Source organism: Shewanella sp. Koi 1 (genome assembly GCF_052907445.1).
Genome location: NZ_JBREJM010000001.1, coordinates 2,610,734 through 2,634,236, shown reverse-complemented (window position 1 = coordinate 2,634,236; position 23,503 = coordinate 2,610,734). Strand labels below are relative to the sequence as shown.

Annotated in this window: 17 protein-coding genes; 11 read left to right on the top strand and 6 right to left on the bottom strand. The window is 49.2% G+C overall.

Annotated elements, in window-relative coordinates; genetic code table 11:
• Positions 1-4: 4 nt before the first annotated feature.
• Genes cybH through hyaA form a run of 3 tightly spaced genes read right to left on the bottom strand, consistent with a single transcriptional unit; the run spans position 5 to position 3,544 of the window.
• Positions 5-679, bottom strand: coding sequence for a Ni/Fe-hydrogenase, b-type cytochrome subunit (gene cybH, locus ACUZ8J_RS11555; protein ID WP_011626297.1), 675 nt, complete (start codon positions 677-679; stop codon positions 5-7).
• A gap of 21 nt (positions 680-700) precedes the next feature.
• Complete coding sequence (hyaB, locus tag ACUZ8J_RS11550) at positions 701-2,404, bottom strand: nickel-dependent hydrogenase large subunit (RefSeq protein WP_446693898.1); 1,704 nt, start codon at positions 2,402-2,404, stop codon at positions 701-703.
• 3 nt (positions 2,405-2,407) lie between these two features.
• On the bottom strand, positions 2,408-3,544 hold the full coding sequence (gene hyaA / locus ACUZ8J_RS11545; protein WP_446693897.1) for a nickel-dependent hydrogenase small subunit: 1,137 nt from the start codon (positions 3,542-3,544) through the stop codon (positions 2,408-2,410).
• A 350-nt stretch (positions 3,545-3,894) separates the two neighbouring features.
• Between hyaA and ACUZ8J_RS11540 the strand changes: the two genes are divergently transcribed.
• The 10 genes from ACUZ8J_RS11540 to ACUZ8J_RS11495 all read left to right on the top strand — a co-directional run bounded on the left by ACUZ8J_RS11540 (position 3,895) and on the right by ACUZ8J_RS11495 (position 16,111).
• A complete protein-coding gene (locus ACUZ8J_RS11540; RefSeq protein WP_446693896.1) occupies positions 3,895-4,362 on the top strand; it encodes a TlpA disulfide reductase family protein in 468 nt (155 codons plus the stop codon).
• A 3-nt stretch (positions 4,363-4,365) separates the two neighbouring features.
• Complete coding sequence (locus ACUZ8J_RS11535) at positions 4,366-4,587, top strand: DUF4266 domain-containing protein (RefSeq protein WP_086903676.1); 222 nt, start codon at positions 4,366-4,368, stop codon at positions 4,585-4,587.
• A gap of 108 nt (positions 4,588-4,695) precedes the next feature.
• On the top strand, positions 4,696-6,054 hold the full coding sequence (locus tag ACUZ8J_RS11530; RefSeq protein WP_446693895.1) for a DUF3570 domain-containing protein: 1,359 nt from the start codon (positions 4,696-4,698) through the stop codon (positions 6,052-6,054).
• Positions 6,055-6,150: 96 nt separating this feature from the next.
• Entirely contained in the window at positions 6,151-7,053 is a 903-nt protein-coding gene (locus ACUZ8J_RS11525; RefSeq protein ID WP_446693894.1) for an FAD:protein FMN transferase, read from the top strand.
• A gap of 10 nt (positions 7,054-7,063) precedes the next feature.
• A complete protein-coding gene (locus ACUZ8J_RS11520) occupies positions 7,064-7,723 on the top strand; it encodes a response regulator transcription factor (RefSeq protein WP_011716887.1) in 660 nt (219 codons plus the stop codon).
• Between the two features lie 113 nt (positions 7,724-7,836).
• Positions 7,837-9,231 (top strand): sensor histidine kinase, encoded by a 1,395-nt coding sequence (locus ACUZ8J_RS11515; RefSeq protein WP_446693893.1) that lies wholly within the window; start codon positions 7,837-7,839, stop codon positions 9,229-9,231.
• 444 nt (positions 9,232-9,675) lie between these two features.
• Entirely contained in the window at positions 9,676-11,313 is a 1,638-nt protein-coding gene (locus ACUZ8J_RS11510; RefSeq protein ID WP_011716889.1) for a glucan biosynthesis protein G, read from the top strand.
• A gap of 23 nt (positions 11,314-11,336) precedes the next feature.
• Positions 11,337-13,520: a glucans biosynthesis glucosyltransferase MdoH gene (gene mdoH, locus ACUZ8J_RS11505; protein ID WP_011716890.1), complete on the top strand. Its 2,184-nt coding sequence runs from the start codon at positions 11,337-11,339 to the stop codon at positions 13,518-13,520.
• Between the two features lie 230 nt (positions 13,521-13,750).
• The gene (locus ACUZ8J_RS11500) at positions 13,751-15,439 is read left to right on the top strand and encodes a L,D-transpeptidase family protein (protein WP_446693892.1); all 1,689 of its coding nucleotides are present in this window, start codon (positions 13,751-13,753) and stop codon (positions 15,437-15,439) included.
• Positions 15,440-15,562: 123 nt separating this feature from the next.
• The gene (locus tag ACUZ8J_RS11495; RefSeq protein WP_011622603.1) at positions 15,563-16,111 is read left to right on the top strand and encodes a DUF882 domain-containing protein; all 549 of its coding nucleotides are present in this window, start codon (positions 15,563-15,565) and stop codon (positions 16,109-16,111) included.
• Here the strand turns inward: ACUZ8J_RS11495 and ACUZ8J_RS11490 are convergent.
• Positions 16,062-16,496 (bottom strand): hypothetical protein, encoded by a 435-nt coding sequence (locus ACUZ8J_RS11490; protein WP_011716892.1) that lies wholly within the window; start codon positions 16,494-16,496, stop codon positions 16,062-16,064. The genes ACUZ8J_RS11495 and ACUZ8J_RS11490 overlap by 50 nt on opposite strands.
• 312 nt (positions 16,497-16,808) lie before the next feature.
• On the opposite strand from ACUZ8J_RS11490, the gene rplY reads away from it, so the two are divergent.
• Positions 16,809-17,096 (top strand): 50S ribosomal protein L25, encoded by a 288-nt coding sequence (rplY, locus tag ACUZ8J_RS11485; protein WP_011622605.1) that lies wholly within the window; start codon positions 16,809-16,811, stop codon positions 17,094-17,096.
• Positions 17,097-17,202: 106 nt separating this feature from the next.
• Here rplY and ACUZ8J_RS11480 read toward each other — a convergent pair whose 3' ends face one another.
• Together ACUZ8J_RS11480 and ACUZ8J_RS11475 are read right to left on the bottom strand one after the other, a co-directional pair.
• Positions 17,203-21,573 carry a translocation/assembly module TamB domain-containing protein gene (locus ACUZ8J_RS11480; RefSeq protein ID WP_446693891.1) on the bottom strand — a complete coding sequence of 1,457 codons (4,371 nt, stop codon included), beginning with the start codon at positions 21,571-21,573 and terminating at the stop codon, positions 17,203-17,205.
• Positions 21,570-23,426, bottom strand: coding sequence for an autotransporter assembly complex protein TamA (locus tag ACUZ8J_RS11475; protein WP_086904890.1), 1,857 nt, complete (start codon positions 23,424-23,426; stop codon positions 21,570-21,572). Before ACUZ8J_RS11475 ends, ACUZ8J_RS11480 begins: the two co-directional genes overlap by 4 nt.
• Positions 23,427-23,503: the final 77 nt, after the last annotated feature.

Below are 23,503 nucleotides of genomic sequence, written 5' to 3'. Positions count from 1 at the left end.
ACTCCTAGTGGTGTGAGTCTGGTTTCGGGTAGTCGTAACCAGAGACAATTGAGTCGACAGAGTTATGTTTGAAGCGTATCCCTGACCAAACCGCCATATAGACGTGGATAACCACAAAGATAACGAAAGCCCAAGTGAGGTAATGGTGCCAAATTCTCACCTGTGCCAGTCCACCCATTTGCGCCGTGATCCAAGCTGCGCTGCTCCAAAGCATGCCACCTAAACCTTCATGGTAGACGTTGGCATACAGCACGAGTCCAGTAATACATATCACAAGTGCCACGAAGGAGATTGCTACGTAGGTCACAAATTGCAGCGGTCCGTAAACACCGGCTTTATGCAAGTGTCCCATCCAAATGTAGGATTTCAGTTGGGTTATCCAGCTCTTAACACTCATCACATCACGGAATGAGCGCCGCTCGATATCGCTTCGACTGAAAAAATACAGGTAGAAGCGGACCAAGGTGACTGCGGTCAACACAAAACCGCAGATCAGATGGGCAAATCGCACCCAACCTTGTACCAATACATCCGTGCTGTCGGGCGCCACAAGAAACGGCCAAGCGATATAGAATCCGGTGATCACCAGCACCAAAATCGACAGTGCCCGTAGCCAGTGGAAAATCCGTATCGCGGGACTAAAAACCAGTGTCCGAATGCGGGTTTCAGAATGGTTCATGTTGCGTTCCCTCCCTCGTTGTTATTGACCATTGGGGCTGACACGGAACTCGCTCAGTGCTTGACCTTTGAAATCCATCACGTGTACTGAACACGCCATGCAAGGGTCGAATGAGTGAATAATACGTATCACCTCAAGGGGCTTAGTGGGATCTTCCAGTTTCAAACCAATGAGTGAGGCTTCGTAGGGACCAATCTTGCCATTGGCATCCACTGGGCCTGCGTTCCAAGTAGTGGGAACCACGGCTTGATAGTTCTCAATGACGCCGTTTTTGATGCGGATCCAGTGGCTTAACATGCCGCGTGGCGCTTCAATCATGGCGTGACCCACATATTCACGACTTGGGTCGATATGGGGTTTCTCATAGGTGGTTTCATCGGATTGAATATTGGTTAACAGGGCATCGAAGGTTTTCAGACCTTCCTGCGCCACGATAACGGTTTGCAGCATCCGCGCCGCGGTGCGGCCTAAAGTGGTGAACAGGGCTTCAACCGGTAGACCCGTGCGAGCCAGCAGCGCATTGACGGCATCGACCACCACTTTGTTGCCACGGGCATAGCTCACCAGCAGACAGGACAATGGACCCACTTCGACCGGCTCGCCTTGATAGCGGGGCGATTTCACCCAAGAGTATTTGCCATCGCCATCTAAGGTGGGCAGTTTGCCGTAAACCGTATCGCGCTCAACAAAGCCGGTGTAGTTGGGGATAGTCGTACCATCGTAGGGATGCTGCGGCGCATCGGCGCTATACCAGGCATGGCTGACGTCTTCGGCGATAAGCTCTGGGTTGATGTCGCTCACGCCCGCTAAGTCGCCCTTCATGATCACGCCTTGGTCGAACAGATATTCGCCATTGGCAAGCACAAAGTCATTAGTCGCCATGAAGTTTTTAACGTTCACGCCGCCAAGTACGCTGGCTTCACCACCAAAGGCTTCCGCCGCCATGACGATATCCGCTTGATAGGCACGCAGAATAAAGTCGGTCACAATCGCGTGTTTTTGTTTCCATTCCTGCAGGCGCGCAGGGCTTAACATATCGCGCACTGAGGTCACACCACCCACAACCAATGATTGTGGATGCGGCTGTTTACCGCCAAAAATCGCCAGCATTTCGGCGGCAACCCTTTGTACTTCAAGGGCTTTGAGGTAATGCGACAGGGCAATCAGGTTTTGCTCTGGGGTAAATTTATAGGTGCCATTGCCCCAGTAAGCGTTAGCGAAGGGGCCGAGTTTGCCGGTTTCGACAAAGCCTTTAACCCGCTCTTGCACCGCTCTTAATTCGCCTTCGCCCGCGGCAATCGGCTTGTCGGTATATTTAAGGGCAACCTGTGCAGCCTTAGCGGGATCGGCGCTTAAAGCCGACACGACATCCACCCAGTCTAAACCGTGTAGATGATAGAAGTGCACTATATGGTCATGCATATAGAGCGAGGTTTGCATCAAGGAGCGCAGGTATTTGGCGTTTAACGGGATTTGAATGCCTAAGGCATTTTCCACCGCTTCGGTACCACAGCGATAGTGGGAATAGGTACAAACACCGCAGATCCGCTGCACGATCAGCCCCACGTCCATTGGTGTGCGGCCCTTGAGGATGACTTCAATACCACGCCACAGGGTAGAGGATGACCATGCTTTGTTGATGACATTATTCTCATCAACTTCGACTTCGATACGTAAATGACCCTCAATACGGGTGATAGGGTCGATAACAACGCGCTTGCTCATGGGTTATTCCTCCAGCGGCTTGGCAAAAATACTGGCAACGGCGTGGGCTCCAATGCCGACGACGGTTGCGCCTAAAATTACCGCACCGACTGTGTCTGCGGTAGCATCCAATCCATGGAGTAGTTGGCGGCCAAGGGGTTTTTCAAAGTCGGCCATATCATCCCAGAAGTTAGGTTCTGAGCAGCCCATACAACCGTGGCCCGCTAACACTGGCCAGCTGGTATGGTGGTTAAAGCGCTCTGTAGGGCAGTTGTTATAGGTATAAGGTCCTTTACAGCCCACTTTGTAGAGGCAATAACCTTCCTTCGCACCGTGATCGCCAAACTCTTCAACGAACTCGCCAGCATCGAAACGGCCGCGGCGTTCACAGTTATCGTGCACCCGTGCGCCATAAGCCCATTTAGGACGATTAAACATATCCAGGGCAGGTAATTTGCCGAACATGATGAAATACATCAGGGTGCCGACGATGTTTTTCTCACTCGGTGGGCAGCCACCTAAGTTGATCACAGGCTTGCTCACGACTTCGTGTACCCCTTTCGCCCCTGTCGGGTTAGGGTAGGCGGCTTGCACGCCACCGAAGGAAGCGCAGGTGCCCACAGAAATAATCGCCGCGGCGCCTTCGGCGGCATGCTTGATAATTTCTAAGCCGGTATGGCCTTTACAGCCCACGGTTAAGAAGCTGCCGTTATTGGCGGTCGGTACGGCACCTTCAACGGCGAGTAGATAACGGCCCTTGTAGGTTTCCAGGGCGTGCTCGAGGTTTTCCTCTGCTTGCCAGCCGGCAGCGGCCATTAAGGTTTCGTGATATTCCAACGAGATATGGTCGAAGATCAGCGAATCTAAATTAGGCGTATCGGCGCGCACTAAGGATTCAGAGCAGCCAGTACATTCGGCCATGTGTAACCAGATTAAGGGTACACGGTCGGCGAGTTCGGCGGCTTCGGCAACTAAGTTACTAAAGGGCAGCGGTAGGGCGAGCATGCCCGTCACCATGGCGCTCCACTTCATAAAGTCACGACGGGTGATGCCGTGTTGTTGTAATTTTTCGAGTAATGTTTGCTGTTGACGGGGAGCGAGTTGGCGCAGTGCGTCTAAGCGCGCCTTTCCCTGTTCATAGAGGGCTGCATGTGTGTCCATGGGTCAACCTTTTTGTTATTTGAATGTAAATTGGTAAGGGTTTACATAATTGACACTGCCAGTTTAGGCCTTAGGCGACACAGAATTCTTGATGCATATCAAGAATTTTCAAGAGATGTGATGAAACTGATTTTGACATTTAATTAACATGATGTAGATCTAATTTCGATTTTGCTAATGGGACAAAATGTCGCACTTTTAACCTTTTTTCTGTTGTAGCTCACTTTGCAATCAATTGATACGGCAAACAATAACCGCCAACGCGAGCTTAAATTTATTCTTCTACAGTTTAAGCAAACCTTAAGATTCAGTTAATAAATTCAAACGCAATTGTGATGGATGGACCTAGTATGAAAAAACTCTTGTTGTTACTCAGTTTGTTAAGTCTTGGCGCCCAGGCTGCACCGTCGCTGGAGCATCAGGTGTTTGATGCAAATAACCAAAGTGTTTCCTTGACTGAGTTTAAGGGCAAAGTGGTCTACGTCGATTTTTGGGCGTCTTGGTGTGGTCCGTGCCGTAAGTCTTTCCCTTGGATGAATGCGATGGCGCAAAAGTATCGCGAGCAAGGTTTAGCCGTGGTGGCGATTAACCTCGATACCGATAAGGCGCTCGCCGATGAATTTTTACAGCAGGTGCCAGCGACTTTTACTGTGCGTTTTAACCCTGAGGGTGATGTGGCACGAAGCTTTGATTTACTGGGCATGCCCAGCAGCTTTATGTTCAATCGCCAAGGCGAGTTAGTCAAAAGCCATGTGGGCTTTTACCAAGATAATGCCGCCGATTATGAACAAGAACTCGTGAATCTGTTGAAGGAGTAAGTTATGCGTAACATCGCGTTAGTTACCATGTCGTTAGTGATGTTAGGGGTGAGTGGGTGTTCGAGCCTTGGGGTGCAGCCTTGGGAAAAAGGACAACTCGCGCGGGCGGATATGGCCCTTGACAGTGAAAAGTTAGATCAGGCGTTAGACGATCATATCTACTTCAGTAAGGAAGGCAGTAGCGGTGGTCGCGCGTTTGCGGGCGGCGGCTGCGGTTGTAACTAAGCCTTGTACATTCAAGCAAGTGGTACCTGAGGCTTAGCCTACTGAGGTTTAACATAAAATAGGTATTTAGTCTAAAAACGCGTTAATGACATAAAGGTGTTGTCTGCCATGACAAATAATAACAATAAGTTAGACTCAATCGCCCCACAATCGCTGCAAGTCACAGCACAGATAAAACCCCAGACTAAACATATTGCCAGCGCCTTAGCCTTGGCCAGTTGTGGCTTGTTTGTCTCAAGCGGCCATGCCACTGAGCTGGCAAAAAATGCCGATGATTGGAAAGTCGATGCCGCGCTGATGTACTACGGCGAGCAAGACAGGGTACAGGCGGTTGAAGCCATAGGTACAGCGCAGAAAAACTTTGGCGACGACAGTGTGCTGGATTTAAAGCTGGTGGTCGACAGCTTAACGGGTGCCTCGGCCTCCGGTGCGGTCGCCCAAAGCGACAGCCAAACCTTCACCCGTCCTTCTGGTAATGGCCAATATAAAGTGGCAGCCGGTGAGACACCGCTCGATGATACCTTCCACGATACCCGAGTGCAGGGCAGTGCCAACTGGTCACAGGCGCTTAATTCCGATTGGAAAGTCAATGGCGGCGTGTATGGATCTAAAGAATTCGACTATATGTCGATGGGCATCAATGCCGGGCTAGAACGTGGTTTTAACAAGGACAATACCACCCTGTTTTTGGGCACGGCCTACAGCTTCGATGTGGTTGACCCCGTCGGTGGCAGACCCGTAGCCTTATCCTCTATGGCCATTCGCGACAATTTTACCAGTGATGAAGCTTACCGCACTGCATTCGATGCTACCCGCCAAACTGGCAGCGACGATAAACAAACCGTCGATTTGATGCTAGGGATCACCCAAGTACTGAATCAACGTTGGTTATTACAGGCAAACTATGGATTATCCAGTGTCAGCGGCTACTTAACCGATCCCTATAAAGTGTTGAGCGTGGTGGACAATAACGGCACGACCGAGGACATAGTTTATGAGAATCGCCCCGATTCGCGCCTGAAACACAGTTTTTATGTGATGACCAAAGGAGCACTCGATTCCGGCGTTGTGGACTTCTCCTACCGCTATAACACGGATGATTGGGATTTAACTTCGCACACCTTAGAAACCCACTATCGCTATTACTTTAGCGGCAGTTTCTACGGGCAATTGCACTTACGCTATTACCAACAGTCGGCGGTGAATTTCTATCAACCGTTCCTGCTTGCCGATACGCCGTTACCCGAGTTTGCCAGTGCAGACTACCGGATTGGTGATATGAGTGCCTATACCATTGGCGTTAAGTTTGGTCACCGTCTGTCGGGCGGCCATGAAATGACATATCGCTTGGAATATTACCAACAGGATCCGAAAAATAATGGCACAACGATCCCTGGTGAGCTGCAAAACTACGACTTATTCCCGACCCAAAAGGCGATAACGGCGCAGTTTAGTTATTCTTTTTAAAGGTATACTCTGTTACTGAGCCGCAAACAAAGCGCATCAATATGGGGTGTTGCCCATATTGAGCGTTACGCGAAGTCACAGACTAAGGATACGAAGATGCCAGCAGTTTCCCCTAATCCGCCATATAGACTCGTGCGTCGAGATTGGGGGTATTTAGGCGAATTTAGGGCGATGGCCAGCCCGTGTGAGCTATTAATCGCAAGCCATGATGAGGCTATCGCCTACGATATGCTCGATATGGCGGCGCGCGAGGCGCAAAGAATCGAGCAGAAATACAGCCGCTTTATCGAGGGTAACCCGCTATGGCGGCTTAATCATGCTCAGGGGCAACGCAGCGCTATTGATGAAGAAACCTGGCAACTGTTGGCTTTTGCGAAACAATGCTTTGAGTTAAGCGATGGGCTCTTCGATATTTCGGCGTGCCCATTGATGCAGCTGTGGCGTTTTACGGCCGATGCCAAGATGCCCGACAAAGCGGATATCGAGGCAGCACGAGCCTTAGTTGGCTTTGAGCGCATCGAATTTAATTCCCATGAGTTGTTGATGCCCCAAAGCATGCAGCTCGATTTTGGCGGTATTGCCAAAGAATATGCGGTCGATAGGGTCGCCTATGAGCTTGCCGAGTCCTATGCAGGGATTTCGGTATTGGTCAATTTTGGCGGTGATATCGCTTGTCCAGTGGCAAATGCCGTGCCTTGGCAGGTGGGGATTGAAGATCCGCATCAGCTCGACCATGCCGCGAAAGTGCTGGCAATAACCCAAGGCGCTTTAGCTACCAGTGGCGATACACGGCGATTTATTGAAGTTGATGGCAAACGTTATGGGCATATTGTCGATCCGCGCACCGGCTATCCAGTCTGCGGGGCGCCGCGCTCGGTGACGGTTCTTGGGCCAAACTGCGTCACCGCAGGCATGTTGGCCACTATGGCCATGTTACAGGGTGAGCAGGCCGAAGCCTTTTTAGCCGAGCAATCGGTGCAATCTAGTATTTTTCGATAGGGCATTATCAATGCGTATCATGTTAGTGGAAGACAATGAGTTATTAGCACAAGGGATCTGCCTGAGCCTTGCCAAAATGGGGATGCAGGTCGACCACCTAAGTAGTTATCAGCAAGCATTAGTGGGTATTAAGAATGAAACCTTTAGCGCCATAGTGCTCGATTTAGGCTTGCCCGACGGCAATGGTAAGGAGCTACTTAAAGCGTGGCGGGCAGAGGGCGTGTCGATTCCGACCATTGTGCTCACGGCCAATACGGATTTTGATACCAAACTCGAGTGCCTCGATATCGGCGCCGACGATTATTTAGGTAAACCCTTCGATGTGCGTGAGTTAGCCGCGCGTATTCGGGCGATCGTTCGCCGGCAATATGGTCTGGATAATAACAGCTTGAATATCGGTGCATTAAGTATTGACCTCAACACCCGTGAGGTGAGTTTTCGCGATCAAAATGTGCCGTTATCACGTCGGGAGTTTCAGCTGTTACTCGAACTGGCGCAATCCGCTGGCCGAGTGTTAACCCGTAATCAGCTAGAGCAGTTAACCTATGGCTGGGATGAGGTTGGCAGCAACTCGATTGAGGTCCATATCCACCATTTACGTAAAAAGTTAGCCAATGACTTGATTAAGACCGTACGCGGCATTGGCTATACCCTAACCGAAGTCAATTAACCTGAAAATTAACGCGAGAATCAGGATTTAAGTGACAAACTCGGCGTTTATCGGTATTTAGTAACAGCCTTTTAGGCATGTTTACTCTCACCATAAACGACGGGGACTACGGGGTGAATCGACTCAAGGTGCTGGATGTGTACTCATTACGTTTGTTATTAACCTTGCTGATGCTCTCGGGGATTTCGGTTTCCGTGGGTATTTCAAGCTGGTTCAGCACCCGGGATTCTAAGCATCAAATCGAAGAGTTATTTGATGCGCAAATGCTGCAAAGCGCGAAAATGCTTGAGCTTTTTTATCACGATGAGGCGGAATTTAAAACGCCACAAGAGCTGCCGCAAATTCTCCATGTCCCCGATAGCCAGATCAGTACCTTTGCTCAAAAAGCCGATGCATTAAAGCTGGCCTATGAGCATAAACTCGCATTCCAGATCTGGAGCGAGGCGGGGCAAGCGCTGGTGTTTTCAGACAATATCGGCCGACAACCCATTACTAAGTTTGTCCAAGGCTATAGCAAAAAAGTGTTTGAAGGGGAGCTGTGGCATGTGTTCAGCTTTTTTTCGGTTAAACACAAAGTCTGGATCATCACAGCCCAGCAAGATGAAGTGCGCCAAGAGCTGGTCTCGCAAATTATGCACAATGCCGTAATCGTGCCGCTGATCGTTGTGCCCTTAACCTTACTTATCGTCAGTTTGCTGTTTTACATCTTGTTCCGGCCGTTGAAGTCCTTCGAGCGCGAGTTAATGGCACGCTCGCCTAACGATCTCACGCCGCTCACTATGTCACTGCCTAAGGAACTCGTGCCCGTGCGCCGCGCGCTAAACCAATATATCAGCAGCATTGCGCACTTTATTGCGAGGGAGCGCCGCTTTAGTGCCGATGCGGCCCATGAGTTAAAAACCCCCTTATCCGTGATTAAATTACATCAACAAGGTTTAGAAGGTTTAGTGGGCGAGGGTGATGCGGAGCGCATTCACCTCGCCGCTATCGATGCCGGTGTGAAGCATATGAGTCACACCGTTGAGCAACTTTTGTTGCTTGCGCGGGTCGATTCGATTGCCGAACTCAATGTGCAGCCTCATCCGTTACTGCCAATGGTGGAAGATGCGCTGAATCAGCTAATGCCACTGATCACCGACTATGAATGGCAAATCGAGGTCGACGCCGCATTAACGCTCAACTGCGATCGGTTTTACCTGCTGATCGTGCTAAAAAACATCATCGAAAATGCCTGTAAATACAGTCCTGTCGAAACTGAGATTAGTATCAGTGCCGCAGTCACCCACACCCATGTCGAGATAAAGATCGCCGACCGCGGGCAGGGCATGACTCTGGAGCAAATCGCCAGTGCGACGGAGCGTTTTTACCGCGTCAATGAAAATGAAGGAATAGGCGCGGGATTGGGGCTGTCCATCTGCCACCACATCATTGATTTACACCAAGGAGAATTGACGATCACGCCCCGTGAAAATGGCGGTTTAGTGGTCACGCTTGCGCTCCCCCAGTGACCCACATTTCAAATGGTATTTCAACGCGATTCGCAGCCTTAACATAATTATTTTATGCCCGCTGGCTCGCGTATTGGCAGGCATCATCTAAGATTTGTAGTTAGGGCAAATCGCTAAGATGAGTGATACCGCAAATTTGCAAAACAGATTGATTTTGTTTCTATTATGCGAACTTGGCAGCACTTTATTAGCACTTGTAACTTTTAAAGATCAAATTGGTATGTTAATTCGAATTTGATATTCTTTATTGGTATAAGTATATTGCTAAATAGTATCGTGCAAAAGGAGTTAACTGCATCTTTATTTATGAGTTTTTTACTCCTTCTGATATCTTTCGCGATATGTAACAGCCTGTGTTTTTTTTCGTTCAAACAGCGGTAAAAAAATTTCACTGTGCACACAAAAAACGTTGATTTCTTAGTTTATTTTTAGGTTACCTATCCTATGGTTAGCTTGTTGCGTTGCCAATCGTTTAAACCTTCTTCTTCACTCATTTGCTCACTGGCGCTTAGCGCAGCATTTGCGCTGTCGAGCTCGGCATTTGCTGAAGAGACAAAGCCTGCTGAAAACAAACCCGCCACACCTGTGGTGAGTCCACCTAAGGCGACGGCTCAGCCGGCGAACAAAAATCAAGTGAGATTTACTAAAACGGGCACCTTTGATGGCGACTCAGTCGTGAAGTTAGCTCGCAAGTTGGCTTCTAAACCCTATGTGGTACTAAAGGATCCGCTGCCAGCAGGCCTCGCTAAGTTAACCTACGATGAATACCGCGACATTCGCTTTAACCCGATTTCGTCGATTTGGCGCGATCAAGGTTTACCATTCCAAATGCAAATGTTTCACCGTGGCTTCTATTTCCAAGATTTAATCGAAATTGCCATTGTTGAAGCTAACCAAGCGACTCACTTAGCCTACGAGCCTAAGTATTTCACTGCGGGTGAGGTTATCACTCAAGCGTTGCCAAATGATGACATTGGTTACTCAGGCTTTCGCATTCATAACCAGTTAAATACTAACGGCGTTTATGACGAGTTGATGGTGTTCCAAGGTGCGAGCTATTTCCGTGCCTTAGGTAAAGGTAACTCCTATGGGTTATCTGCCCGTGGTTTAGCCTTGAAAACCGCAGACCCTGAAGGGGAAGAGTTCCCGATTTTCCGCGCTTTTTGGGTTGAACGTCCTTCCTACGACAGCAACCTGATCGTGGTTCATGCACTGCTCGATAGCCCAAGTGTGGCAGGCGCGTATCGCTTCTCGGTGCGCCCAGGTGACAACACCCAAATTGACGTTGAAGCGACATTATTCCCTCGCGTCGAACTCAGCAAAGTGGGTCTAGCGCCAAGCACTAGCATGTTCTTACATTCACTCAATGGCCGCCACGATACCGACGACTTTAGACCCGAAGTCCACGATTCAGACGGTTTGTTGATGTTTAACGGCCGCGGTGAGCACCTATGGCGCCCACTGGCTAACCCACGCCAATTACAGGTAAGTGCGTTTTCTGACAACTCGCCACAGGGCTTTGGGTTAATTCAACGTGAACGCAATTATGCCTCTTATCAAGATCTCGAAGCCCACTACGAGCGTCGTCCAAGTTTGTGGATTGAACCTGTGGGTAACTGGGGACAAGGTGCGGTCGTTCTGACAGAAATTCCAACAGAATCAGAAATTCATGATAATATCGTGAGCTTCTGGAAGCCGCGTCAGCCTATTCCTGCGGGCAGCGAATATCATTTTGCTTACCGTATGAGCTGGGGCGAGGAGCCAGTGGCGAAAACCAATTCTGTCGTGGTGAGTCGTACTGCAAGTGGTCGTGCCGACATCGCAAAAGCGACCCCAAGACGTTTGTTTGTCGTGGATTATCATCTTAACGGCGCCATGCCCGATGAATTACCGCTCGCGAAGGTTGAGTCTTCCGGTGGGGTGATTTCAAATGTGGTTATTGCGCGTAACGCGGCTAACAATGGTTATCGCCTCGCGTTTGAGTTGGAGCCAGAAGATAAGGAACTTATCGAATTACGTGCCGAACTCAAGTTCTCAACACCGCGTCAGGTTGAAACCTGGCTCTATCGCTGGACGCTTTAAGGTCCATGACGGAGCGACATAATATGACTGTATCCGAGAATTCGGTTCTTGAGACTGAAGTGCTCGTGGGTGGTAGCGCCATGCCTAATGAAAGGCCTGGCGCAATGGAACCCCAAAGCTTAAGCCAAATGCCTGAAGGATTTCCGCGCCGTAGCACCGTTGCCAATGGTGTACGTTCTAAGGTATCCCGTCGATTCTTTGTCGTGGGCGGAGCTCTGGCGCTGTCTGCTTTTGCTATCTACGAAATGGGCGCTGTATTCAGTATCGGAGGGATAACTCCCCTCGAATATCTGATGTTGGCGCTGTTTGCGATTAATTTCTGCTGGATTGCCTTGGCGTTTTGTAGTGGTATCGCAGGCTTCTTCATGTTGCTGAAAAAGCCCAAGCCAAACGAGCTTGAACAGACTGAGCTACATACCCGCACCGCGATTTTGATGCCAACCTATAACGAGTCGCCTGATAGGGTGTTCTCCGCGGTATCTGTGATGGCGGAAGCCTTATCCCAAACGGGGCATGGCCATGCGTTCGATTGGTTTATCTTAAGTGATACCACAGATCCTGAAATCGCCCTGTTAGAAGAACAGGCGTTTTTAGTGCTGCGCCAAGAAACCCATAAACATTCTCGAGTGTATTACCGCCGCCGTCGTAAGAACGTGGCGCGTAAAGCGGGTAACGTGGCGGATTTCTGCCGCCGTTGGGGTTCTCGTTACGATCACTTATTGGTGCTCGACGCTGACAGTTTGATGGAGTCATCGACCATCACTGGCTTAGCACAACGTATGCAGGCCGATCCTGACGCCGGACTTATCCAAACGATTCCATCGCTCATTAATGGCACCACCTTAATGGCGCGTCTGCAGCAGTTTGCGGCACGTATTTATGGTCCTGTGATTGGTACTGGGCTCGGTTGGTGGGTACAAAAAGAAGGTAACTTCTGGGGCCATAACGCCATTATACGTACCGAAGCCTTTATGGGCGCAGCAGGTCTGCCAAACCTTAAGGGTAAACCGCCATTTGGTGGTCATATCCTAAGCCATGACTTCGTCGAAGCGGCGCTGATTCGCCGTGCTGGCTGGAGTGTGGTCATTGCCTACGACTTACCTGGCTCTTATGAAGAATGTCCGCCATCTATTGTCGATTTAGCCGTGCGCGATCGCCGTTGGTGTCAAGGTAACTTACAGCATTCCCGTATCCTGCCAACCAAAGGTTTGCACTGGGTCAGCCGTTTGCACTTAATGACGGGCATTATGGCGTATCTGTCATCGCCATTCTGGTTGTTATTGATTTTGACAGGTTTGATGCTCGCGTTGCAGGCACACTTTATTCGTCCTGAGTATTTTACCGACCAATTCTCGCTGTTCCCGACATGGCCAATCATGGACTCGGATAGGGCATTAAGATTGTTCTATATCACCATGGGCGTGTTGTTTGGACCTAAGATTTTCGGCGTATTATTGCTGCTAAAAGATGGCAACTTTGCCCGCAGTGTCGGTGGTCGCATCAAAGCGATTTTAAGCGTGATATTTGAGGTGATCCTCTCTGCGCTAATCGCACCGATCATGATGTTCATCCACTGCGGTGCGGTGATGTCGATTCTGATGGGACGTGACAGTGGCTGGTCTCCACAACGCCGTGACGATGGCAGCATGCCTTGGTTAACCCTGATCTATCGCCACCGTTGGCATATGCTGGCGGGCGTGATGTTAGGATATGCGGCGATTTTGGACTCCTTAACATTGCTTGCCTGGATGAGCCCCGCCTTGATTGGTCTGTGGTTAGCCGTGCCGATTTCGGCGTGGACAGGTTCAATCAAGATTGGTGAGTTCTTCAAGCGCATTGGCATTTTGGCCACGCCAGAGGAGCGTAATCCAGCGCCTATCTGTATCCGTGCTCAAGAGGCGCGTGCCGCTTATCAGGCACATATCGAGCAGCCTTGGACCTTAGCGCAAGTGTTAAAAGATCCAGCGTTAATGGAACTGCATTTAGCTATGGTTGATAAGCAGCCACTGCGTGCGGCGGGTACACCCATTGAACCGGTTGAAGCCATTGTGCACGTAAAAGTGCATGAAGCGCAGTGCCAACAGAGTGCCTTGGCGTTATTTAACCGTCAGGAAATGGCGCTGGTGCTAGCCAATCCGCTGATGCTGCGAAGCTTGCAAAAGCTGCCAGAGCAGTTTGTGCCAGAAGACTTGGTCTCTTTCTGCTAGGTAACACGTTTTTAGGGTAACAATTACCCCCGCTTAATGGGCTTAATTGTTGTCAAATAATTGAAATGCCACTGATGTCTGTCAGTGGCATTTTTATTTTATCCCTTTACTCGCCTGCATTTCGGCAATGGCTTCAGCTATAGTGAACACAGATTACTGGTGAATTGAGTGTCGATGTTTGCACTTGCGGTAATTTTACGGTCAAGAATCTGCTGTGACAGGGGACGTTTATGATGCCTGTGAGTCGATTAACGCTAAATCCTAATACATCCAACCGCAGCTTTAGTTCACTTAAGCGCTGGCTGCTCGGTGCATTGTTGATGGGACTTTCGCTTGCAGTCATAGAGTCCTATGCCACCGAATCACTCGTAACAGCACCTTTAAGCGTTGAACCACAAACGGTTGAGCTGCCCGCTCTTACGCCCTCCGCTGAAGTCGCTGACCCAGACACTGCAGTTGAGCAAATTCTAGGGCAAACCTTACTTTTGAGTCTTGCCGATGTTAGCCCGGTTTTTAGCGCCAATTATCAACAGTTGATCCAGTGGCAGCATAGGGCGCTGAATAATGAGGAGCAATCGATGCTTCGCCAAATGAAGCTGCAATTGGATAACTATTGGCAGTATCTCGATGTCCAAGCTGAATGCACGGCGCCATGCTCATCGGCAGCACTCATTCCTAAGGATGCGTATTTTCGCGCTGTGGTTCTCAAGCTGAAGCAATTGATGGTGTTAGCGGAATCCTCTTCTTGGGAGACACTCATCCTCGAAGATAAGCTCAGTCCAGGGCAAGAGAGCCCGCTCATTGCGCCGATTGCGCAGCGCCTTTTCCTATTAGGTTTTCTAGCAGAGATGCCTAGCACTGCTTCCGAGTCTGTAGCCGATAAAGCAGCTTTGCCAGTATCTGAACTAGGATCTGAGCCAGTCATTAAGTCAGACATTGAGACAGAGAGCATTTCACCAGACGCAACAACTCATGCTGGAACAGTTGCACGGACTGAGCAGGTTGCTACTGATAACAATTCCATGCGTTATGGTGATGAACTGGTTATTGCAATAAAAGACTTTCAAACCCAGCATGGTTTACAGGCGGATGGGGTGATAGGTAAACAAACCCTGTATTGGCTTAATCAATCTCCCTATGCTCGGGCAAAGCTGCTGGCGAAAAATACCCTTAGGCAGCAGATCTTTACTCGTACCTTACCTGCAAGCTATCTGGTGATAAACATCCCAGCATTTGAGTTGCAATTCGTCGAAGCGGGGAAGGTGATCCTCAATTCAAAAGTGATAGTAGGCAAAGCATCGCGGCCAACACCGTTGCTAAGTAGTCATATCTCCAGCGTGGTGCTCAATCCACAGTGGCGCGTACCGCGCACCATAGTGCGGCGCGATATCTTGCCCCATATACGGCAAGATGGTCATTACCTGCAGGACCGCGGGTTTGATGTTTACGACTATGACGGCGCGCGAGTCGAACATTCACCGCAGGAGTGGCAAGAGTTGGCGTCCAGCCATTTTCCCTATCGATTAGTGCAACGCCCCGGGACGAAAAATGCCTTAGGTCGATATAAATTTCATTTCGACAACAGTTTTAGCGTGTATTTGCACGGAACTTCTGAGCCAAGTCTCTTTAAAAAGACCGATAGGGCCTTATCATCGGGTTGCATTCGGGTTGAAAAGGTCGAGGAGCTGGCCCGCTGGTTTCAAACTCACTTAGTTAAAGATACGCGCCTTTGGGACAAGTTAACGCCTAATACCACTCAATCCCAATGGTTCGCGCTGTCAGATACCATGCCTGTCTACACGGTTTATTGGACAGCATGGCTTGATGATGCTGGGCAAATTCAATATCGCAATGATATTTATCACTTAGAAGCTGAGTTTAGCCAGGCGGTGCCTGCATCAATTTTTTACATTCTATAACGACCTGAACTTTTAAGAGATTTTGAAATCTGAAATCTTGTGAGCCAGTCAAGGCTTGATCTGAATGGCGATTCAGTATAATTTGCGGTTTTAGTGTCCAAAAAACGAACAAAAGGTGATGATGTGACGTTACTTTGTCCTGCCCGTAGGCAGTTGTTGTTAGGCCTCAGTGGTGTGGCATTGTGTTCTTTAATTCCTTCTAAAGCGTTTGCAAGTCGGTCGACCAAAGGGGTTCGCGATCTCAGCCTCTACAATCGCCACACGGGCGAGCATAACAATGGCAGTTATTGGATCGACGGCCATTACCAGAGCGAAGTGTTGAATGATTTTAGTCATTTGCTGCGGGATCATCGCCAGAATGTGGCGGCGCCCATGGATAAACGCTTATTCGATCTGCTATACACCCTCAAGAGCACCCTTAATACGGAAAATGAGATCCATGTGATTTCTGGCTATCGTTCGCCTAAGACCAACGCCATGTTGGCGGGTAAGAGCAGTGGGGTGGCAAAGAAAAGTTATCACATGCAAGGCATGGCAATGGACATCGCTATCCCGGGTGTGAACCTAAAGACCCTTCGTGATGCGGCGTTATCGCTTAAATTAGGAGGAGTGGGTTATTACCCTAAGTCAGGTTTTGTGCATGTTGACTGTGGCCCAGTCCGCCACTGGTAGTCTTATCGTTTTGCACTGAGAGCTGCTGATAAAACTGCAGCTCGAGTGCTTGAATATCCTGCAAATAATGTTTTAACAGCGGTAAAAAGAGTTGCCCAAGCTTGTTCATTTCCCGGTGTTGTTGCCAGTCGTTCACATGCTGATTGAGGCACTGTGAAAACTTAAATTGCCTGAGTCGCTGGCCTTCAACGGCGGATGATTCACAAAGCTGCATCAACATCAGTAAGCTACGATTTTTTTGTTGAGTGCAGGCGAGCAGCTCTAACAGTTTCAATTCGATCGTGGTCTGCTGATAGGGTACAGTTTCGATAAGTGAGACGAGTTCACGGGCTAATTGGCATGAAAGACGATTTTCTTGTTGCAATAAATACAGCTCGTGACGCATGTTTGACAAGACTAAAGTGACAAAATTTGCCCGAGCTTAGCAGGCATCGACTGGCTTAAGTGTGATCAAGATCGCGGGTTTTTTGATTCAGATCAAAGCCGCTTCGGCTATTTAACAGGCCACAAACAAGTTTTCCAATTCAATAAATACTCTTTGTGATTTATAACGATAGCCGCTCGGTATCATTCAGCTTTAAGAGTGGGGCTGTTCTTGTACCTGCCGAGTAACTGTGTTAGTATGCGCGCGCTTTATATGAGTCACCATTGGTCGAAAATGGTGACGGTTTTTACTCTAAATTTAAGTGAGAAACGCATGTCTTACACTATCCAAGCACAAACCCGCACTGAAATAGGGAAAGGTTCGAGCCGCCGCCTACGTCATGCAGGTAAAGTTCCTGCTGTTATCTACGGCGCAGGCAAAGAGCCAGTTTCTATTGTTTTTGATCACAAAGACATCATCAACATTCAAACTAACGAAGACTTCTACACTTCTGTTGTGACTATCGTTTTAGATGGCAAAGAAGTAGGTGTTCGTGCACAAGCTATGCAACGTCACGCGTTCAAGCCAATGATCGAGCACGTTGACTTCGTTTACGCTTAATCGCGTGATTGAAGCAAAAAAGCGCCTCTAGGGCGCTTTTTTTGTGGCTGTTTTTAACGAACAAGAGTAAAAGTATCCCCGCGCAACCTAGCTACGCGGGGGAGCATCACTTGATATTGAAGTTGTAATAGATATCGAGGGATTGGCCTAAGGTGCCTGATACCGTTTCCAGATAGAGTTGCGATAATAGGTAGTATCTGACCGTCATCTCATACCCTGGGTTAAATACCCCGACGCCATATTTCACCATCAGGTTATCACCGATAAAGCCACTGATCGCCACGCGGCCCTCATCGTTGGTGTCCAGTTGTACGTTCGAGAAGCCAAACTCTTCAATAATCCCCGTGGCGGTACTGCCAATGTTATTGATGGCGCCACCGCCGCCGACTTGTGAACCTAAGCCCAGCGCGGCCCCCATCATCAACGAATTATTTTGCTCGTTATTGCTGCTGTTAAAACCGCTGCCTTTGATAATGTAGGACAGGATCTCCGCTTGTTCTTTAGCAGGGTTAGAGAACAGGGTTACCACAGGGCGGGCAGGTGTGCCTGTGACACGGACACCCGCGACTAGATCTTCACTCTTAATTTCACGAATAGCTTCGATATTTAAGTTAGGCACTGAGGTCGGGCCGACAAACTGCACTTCACCTGTACGGATTTTCAGGGTTTGTCCCATAAACTTATAGCTGCCTTGTTTGACTTTAATATCGCCAAACAGCAGTGGTGGGCGGAACGCCTGTTGCTGCAGTTTTAAGGTTCCTTGCAGTTTACCCTTTAGGCCCATGCCATCGACTTTTAAGTCGTTACCGACATTAATGTTCAGGTCCGCCACAATGGCATAGGGGCTGGCTTTAGGCTGCGCCGCGGCAATCGAGTCATCGAAGACCACATCTTCCGACAGGGCAACACCGCCTTCAGCGAGTTGGACTATCTTAATATTACCCGAAGGCACATCGACAACCCCTTTAACTTCGAGCTGTTGACTGCTAAAGGCGATGGTGAGATCGGGCGAGACATCAAGTAGCGCTAGTGGCGGTTGGATCACGGCTAATTTGTCGCCCTTAATCGCAAGCTCGCCACTGAATTGTCCCTGAGGCCAGCGCATATCACCCGTAACACGCCCCAAACCATTGCCCATCATCCAGCGGCCTTTGAGGGATGCCTGTTGGCCGCCCAAGTCCATCGACATGTCGATTTTATTGATAAGCGTAGGGTTGGCGGTCAACGCGAGGGCGCCTTGGGTTAAGGACACATTGCCCGACACTTCTGGCGCATCCAAGGTGCCAGCAAAGTTTAATCTGCTGGTCAGCAAGCCTTCGAGGGTATTGAGCTGCGGGAAAAACTCGCCCAAGGGTTGTAGGTTAATTTGTTTGATATTGGCGTAACCCGACAAGGTTCTGTCTGGCGTCACGTTGACCGCGACCTCACTCTGCCAACTGGCGACATCTTCCGATTCAAAGCTAATTGACGAGAGGAGTCGTTTAGCATCTAAGTTAGCTTTGAAATCAAGCTGTTGATAATTAATGGTGACTTCACGGTTTTTGGCCCGTTTAAGCTTAATGCTACCGGGAGTAAAATTAAAGTCTACATTGGCCGTGGGTTTACGTCCCGTCGCCCAAGCAAAGTTCGCCAACAGTGAAGAACTGCCATCCCACTGCATATTGTTGGGTAATACAGGCACTAATAGTTTGCCTAGATTGCCCGCATAACTGAGCTGAGCCTCGCCAGTTTTGCCAATGGTCACTTGATTATCGAGGCAAATCTTACTGTTGGGGTTGACCAAACAGAAAGGGCTGATATTACCTTTGGACTTATTTTGATCCCAGCCGACAAGAATATCCTTATCTATCTCCCAACGTCCGACGGGGGTTGCCAAGTTGATTTTATTCACCTGCGCCTGCAGTTGGGATTTTTTCATATCGTATTGGCTAGTGACGCCGAGCTCGAGCCCAAGATCCCCTGTGGCGCTGAGAGTCAGTTTTTGGTTTTGAATATCGCCTTTACTGCCCAAGGTCACGGTATCTAAACTCTGTGAGCCAAGTTGCAGTGCCTTTGACTTGAGTGATAGGGCAAACTCATGGGCATCCAAAGGTTTATAGTAAGCCTTGAGTGTTGACTCCCTGAGCTTAATATTTTGATGCACCAGATCGACTAGTTGCGCGGTTAACTCGACTTGTGGATGTTTCTCTTCCCCAGTGACATTGATATCGGCCTGCAATTGACCACTGGCCTGGGGCAACCATAAACCGAAATCGGGGACTTGCAGTTTACCCTCAAGGTTCCAGGTTTTGTTGGTTTCGCCCGCTAAGGTTAAGGTGGAACCCAATACCTTGGCATTGACACCTTTTGCGCTGATATACAGTTTATCGTTGATGCTGACATCGGCTGTGATATCAAACGGATAACCCTGCATTGTGCCTGACAGTTGGGTGTCCGTTAGAGCCACTTGCCACTGTTTATCTAACAGGCGCCCGGTGGTCTGCAATTGGCCCGAGATTAAACTGTTTGGCAAGCTGCTCGTTGCACTTGCACTTGCACTTGCACTTGCACTTGTAGTTGCTTTTGCATTTGTAATTGCAGCTGTTGTCGCAGTTGCAGTTGCAGTTGTTGTCGCAGGAGCGGGAGCATTTGTTATTGCTGGCGCCGGATTATAGGTATTTGTGCTCGGCGCTTTAGCGTCCTTTGTCGGTGTTGATTCTGGAGTCTGCGCAGTTTCCGGCAGAGTGATTTCCTGTAATTTCAGGTTATCGAGTAATACCTTGGCTTTCCAAGTGATCGCCTTAGCGTAATCTAGCTCACCAGTCACATCGACCGAACCTAGTTCGCCCTTCGCAGTAAACTGCTTAATATCAAGCTTTGCATCCTGATGATGAAGCTCACTGCTAATGGCTAACACTTTATGGAAAGGTGTGATGACATTTCCATTGAGCGTCGCGGCTTGTTGAGAGAGGGAGCCTTGGCTGTCGAGATTGAGGTCGCTGACGAGATACTCGGCATGTTGCAGCGGCCATTGTGCGCGGACTTTTTCCAGTTTGACCTTGTAGGGCAGCGTGGGATCTTTGAGGGTCAATTGTCCATTGAGACTAAAATCCACATCCCCTTTGGCAAGGGCGTGGATCCCCAGCAGTCCGACGCTTTGGCTAAGGGTTAGGCTTAATTGTTGATGGGTCAGTTCTGGCAACTCGGCAACCTGAGTGACATTGGCCTGAACCTCAAGTGCGAGCGGATAGTCCTGTTCGAGGGCGAGTTGACCCACCACAGATACTTCGCCATAACTATGGGCAAGCAGCAGTTTTTCTAGGGTTAACTGATACTTGGCAAATTGACCTTGAAGCTCAATATGGCTAAACAGATCTTCTCGCGGACCAATCTGTAAACGGCTGTTGTCTAAACTGAGATGCTTGACATCCACCGGGAAAGGCATAAAAACCTGTGGTAAATGGGCAAGTGCCCATCCCTCTGTAGATGCTTGCTTATCGGCGTTTTCATCCGTTTGTTTATCCGCTTGAGGATTTGCGGCAGTTTCCGTAGAAAGTTTCTTTTCGACAATTGGCTTGTCCGCTGAAGCTTTAGCACTTGCTGTCGCCACTGTGGTTGCTGATTTTTCGGTCTCAGGCTGAGTTGTCGCCGCTGCGGTCGTGGTTTTTGCCACTGCAGTTGCAGCTGTCTCGGCTGCCTTGGTGTCAGTGACTTGTGTGCCTGTGATTTGAGTGTCAGTGGCTTGAGTACCTGTAGCTTGAGTGCCTGCGCCTTGAGGGGCTGTGGCCAGTGTGTCTGGCGCAGGGCTGTCGTCGGTAGGAATTAACACGGCCAAGTCTTCACTGCTAAGCTGCTCGACCGTCAGTCCTTCGGCAAACCAAGTAGCGGCGGTCTGAATATAATTTGCCGAAAAGCGCATCTTATCGACCGCAATATTGATGTTATTCAGTTCGGCGCTGTCGAGCTTTATGCCAAAGGGCAGAACCAGTTCACTCGGCTGATCATTTTCGGGAGGGACGTCGACTTCAGCGCCGCCTGAGCTTAAGGCCTCAGTATCGATATTGACATCGATTTGGCTCGCTGTTAAGGCATTCACGCACAGCTGCTTTTGTAGCAGACAAGTGGGTTGCCATGCCAAATGTAAATCCTTGAGCTCAACCTTAATCCCATCCATCGACCAACTGGCGTGGGCTAAGGTGAGATCTTTATTTAAGGAGCCAGAAGTGTAGGTGAGCGCCAGATCGGGCACAAACTTATCGGCTAAACCCACACTTATCCGCGAGCCAATTTCAGTCCCAAGCAGTAATGCGCTTAATACCAAAAGACTTAAGGGAACGTAAACAATAATCCGCGTGCAGAGTTTAAATATTTGCCAAATACGCAGCTTAAGTGTTTTGGGCTGCACACACGTTGGATTTTGTTCCAAAGACAATTGTTCAGGCGTTTGATTCTCTTGTTGAGCCAGTGCATTAGGCTCATGAATAGGGGGCTTGCTCATAGCTCTGTCCCCATGGTTAAGTGAATGCGCCATGAACGGTCAATGGTGTCTGTCTCTTTCAAACCAACCCCTAAATCTAACTTAATTGGGCCAATGGGGGAGATCCAATGGATACCACCACCCACTGAGACTACGGGTTCAAACTGATTGTTATCAAAGGCGTTACCCGCATCCACAAAGGTAGCAACACGCCAAGTCGGGGTGACGTAATATTGATATTCCAAACTGCCGACCATGAGATAACGACCACCGATAACTTCACGATTGACTTTGCCATCGGCATCGATGTAATCGAGATAAGGCCCAAGTTCTTGATAGCCATAACCACGTATGGTTTGGTCGCCACCGGCAAAATAGCGCAGTGATGGTGGGATAAAGGCCAGCTCATTTTCATTGGCTAGGTTGGCGGCGAGATCCATACGCGCCACGATTCTGTGGTTATCAAAAAAGGTGTCAATCCACTTAAACTTGGCCTGTAAGCGGGCAAGGCGTGTCTCGGAGCCAAGATAAGGGTCGGCATAATCTAGGCTATACATTTGCCTGAAACCAGACTTAGGATCGAGTGAGTTATCCCCACGGGTCGTTTTAGAAAAGTTAATCCCCGCCAGATAAAAACTGGGGCTGTAATCGGTATCGGACTGAGTATATTCCTCGCGAATCGCATCGAGGGAATAGGTCATCAGCCATTGATTATCCAAGCGTTGCTGCCTGAGTAGCCCGAGCAAATACTTAGTCGACTCCAGTTGTCCCGTGTTACGAAAATCGCGGTTCTCGGGCTCGTAAATCTGGGTCACCCCGTATTTATCCCGCAGCAAGCCTAGGCGAATTTTCAGTTGATCGTCTAAGGGATGAGTCAGCGGAATCGTATAAGTGGTTAAAAACTTAGGCCTGTCAGGCGACCACTCTAAACTGGTCTCCTGGGAGTGACCGTATTTATTGATTTGTGGCGTACGCCAAGTGACCCGAACTCGCGGATCGAAGGTTTTATCCGCGCTTTGACCTATGTCGCCACCGAGACCTAATTCAATCGAGTGGCTGGCCTTATTGGTAAGCTCCACCTTGACGGGCAACTGGTTATCCTTTGCCTGATCGATCTGCGGTATGACCTTGATATTGGCGAAATAGCCCGTATCCAACAATTGGCGGTTTAAGGCGCTGACCCGACGGGTCGAATAGGCGGCATCTTCCTTGAAGGGGATAAGCTTAGTGAGAATATCCGGCTCTAAGGTATGGCCTTCAAAGCTCACTTGTCCAAAATGGTAACGTGCGCCTGAGTTAAAATGCAGGCTAATTTGCGCAGTGTTTAAATCGCGGTTGATTTTGATTTGCGACTCGGTGAATTCACCATCGAAATACCCCCTTGCCAAGGCAAGCGTCACCAGTTGGGATTTTACATCGGAATACACCCCATGGTTGAGCGTATCCCCAGGCTTGATATTGACCTCTGCAAGCCACTTATCGAAGGCGCGATCGTCGAGCATCTCACCAGAGAAATTAATATCAACCCATTGGATTTTTACCGGTTCGCCTGCTTTGACCGTGAGCTTTAATTCCCACGGGCCTTTTTCTTTTTCGACTAACTGTTCTTCCACTTCGCCATGGTAATAGCCCATGGACTCAAGGGCGGTGGAGACATTGTCTTCCACGTTAAATAAGAAGGCTCGGCGCTGCACTTCGGAGTCGGGCATAGCACCTAAGTGGGCGAGAATATTACGCTTTAGGGCTTCGTCGACCCCGTTCACTGAAAGCGTTAACAAGTTATCGGCGGCCATCGCCCCCGATGTCACTAAACTCAGGCCAAGTAGCAAATGAAGACGAAAAGATAATGACGTTATTTGCAAGTATCGCTGCACTTTATAATCCCTGTGATGTGAGTTCATTGTCGCCAGAATAGGCGCAACAGGCAAGGAGATGATTGAAATTAGTCATT

Excerpts from the sequence above, each read along its gene's own strand:
- cybH (WP_011626297.1), bottom strand. The coding sequence starts at position 679 with ATGAACCATTCTGAAACCCGCATTCGGACACTGGTTTTTAGTCCCGCG.
- hyaB (WP_446693898.1), bottom strand. The coding sequence starts at position 2,404 with ATGAGCAAGCGCGTTGTTATCGACCCTATCACCCGTATTGAGGGTCAT.
- hyaA (WP_446693897.1), bottom strand. The coding sequence starts at position 3,544 with ATGGACACACATGCAGCCCTCTATGAACAGGGAAAGGCGCGCTTAGAC.
- ACUZ8J_RS11540 (WP_446693896.1), top strand. The coding sequence starts at position 3,895 with ATGAAAAAACTCTTGTTGTTACTCAGTTTGTTAAGTCTTGGCGCCCAG.
- ACUZ8J_RS11535 (WP_086903676.1), top strand. The coding sequence starts at position 4,366 with ATGCGTAACATCGCGTTAGTTACCATGTCGTTAGTGATGTTAGGGGTG.
- ACUZ8J_RS11530 (WP_446693895.1), top strand. The coding sequence starts at position 4,696 with ATGACAAATAATAACAATAAGTTAGACTCAATCGCCCCACAATCGCTG.
- ACUZ8J_RS11525 (WP_446693894.1), top strand. The coding sequence starts at position 6,151 with ATGCCAGCAGTTTCCCCTAATCCGCCATATAGACTCGTGCGTCGAGAT.
- ACUZ8J_RS11520 (WP_011716887.1), top strand. The coding sequence starts at position 7,064 with ATGCGTATCATGTTAGTGGAAGACAATGAGTTATTAGCACAAGGGATC.
- ACUZ8J_RS11510 (WP_011716889.1), top strand. The coding sequence starts at position 9,676 with ATGGTTAGCTTGTTGCGTTGCCAATCGTTTAAACCTTCTTCTTCACTC.
- mdoH (WP_011716890.1), top strand. The coding sequence starts at position 11,337 with ATGACTGTATCCGAGAATTCGGTTCTTGAGACTGAAGTGCTCGTGGGT.
- ACUZ8J_RS11500 (WP_446693892.1), top strand. The coding sequence starts at position 13,751 with ATGATGCCTGTGAGTCGATTAACGCTAAATCCTAATACATCCAACCGC.
- ACUZ8J_RS11490 (WP_011716892.1), bottom strand. The coding sequence starts at position 16,496 with ATGCGTCACGAGCTGTATTTATTGCAACAAGAAAATCGTCTTTCATGC.
- rplY (WP_011622605.1), top strand. The coding sequence starts at position 16,809 with ATGTCTTACACTATCCAAGCACAAACCCGCACTGAAATAGGGAAAGGT.
- ACUZ8J_RS11480 (WP_446693891.1), bottom strand. The coding sequence starts at position 21,573 with ATGAGCAAGCCCCCTATTCATGAGCCTAATGCACTGGCTCAACAAGAG.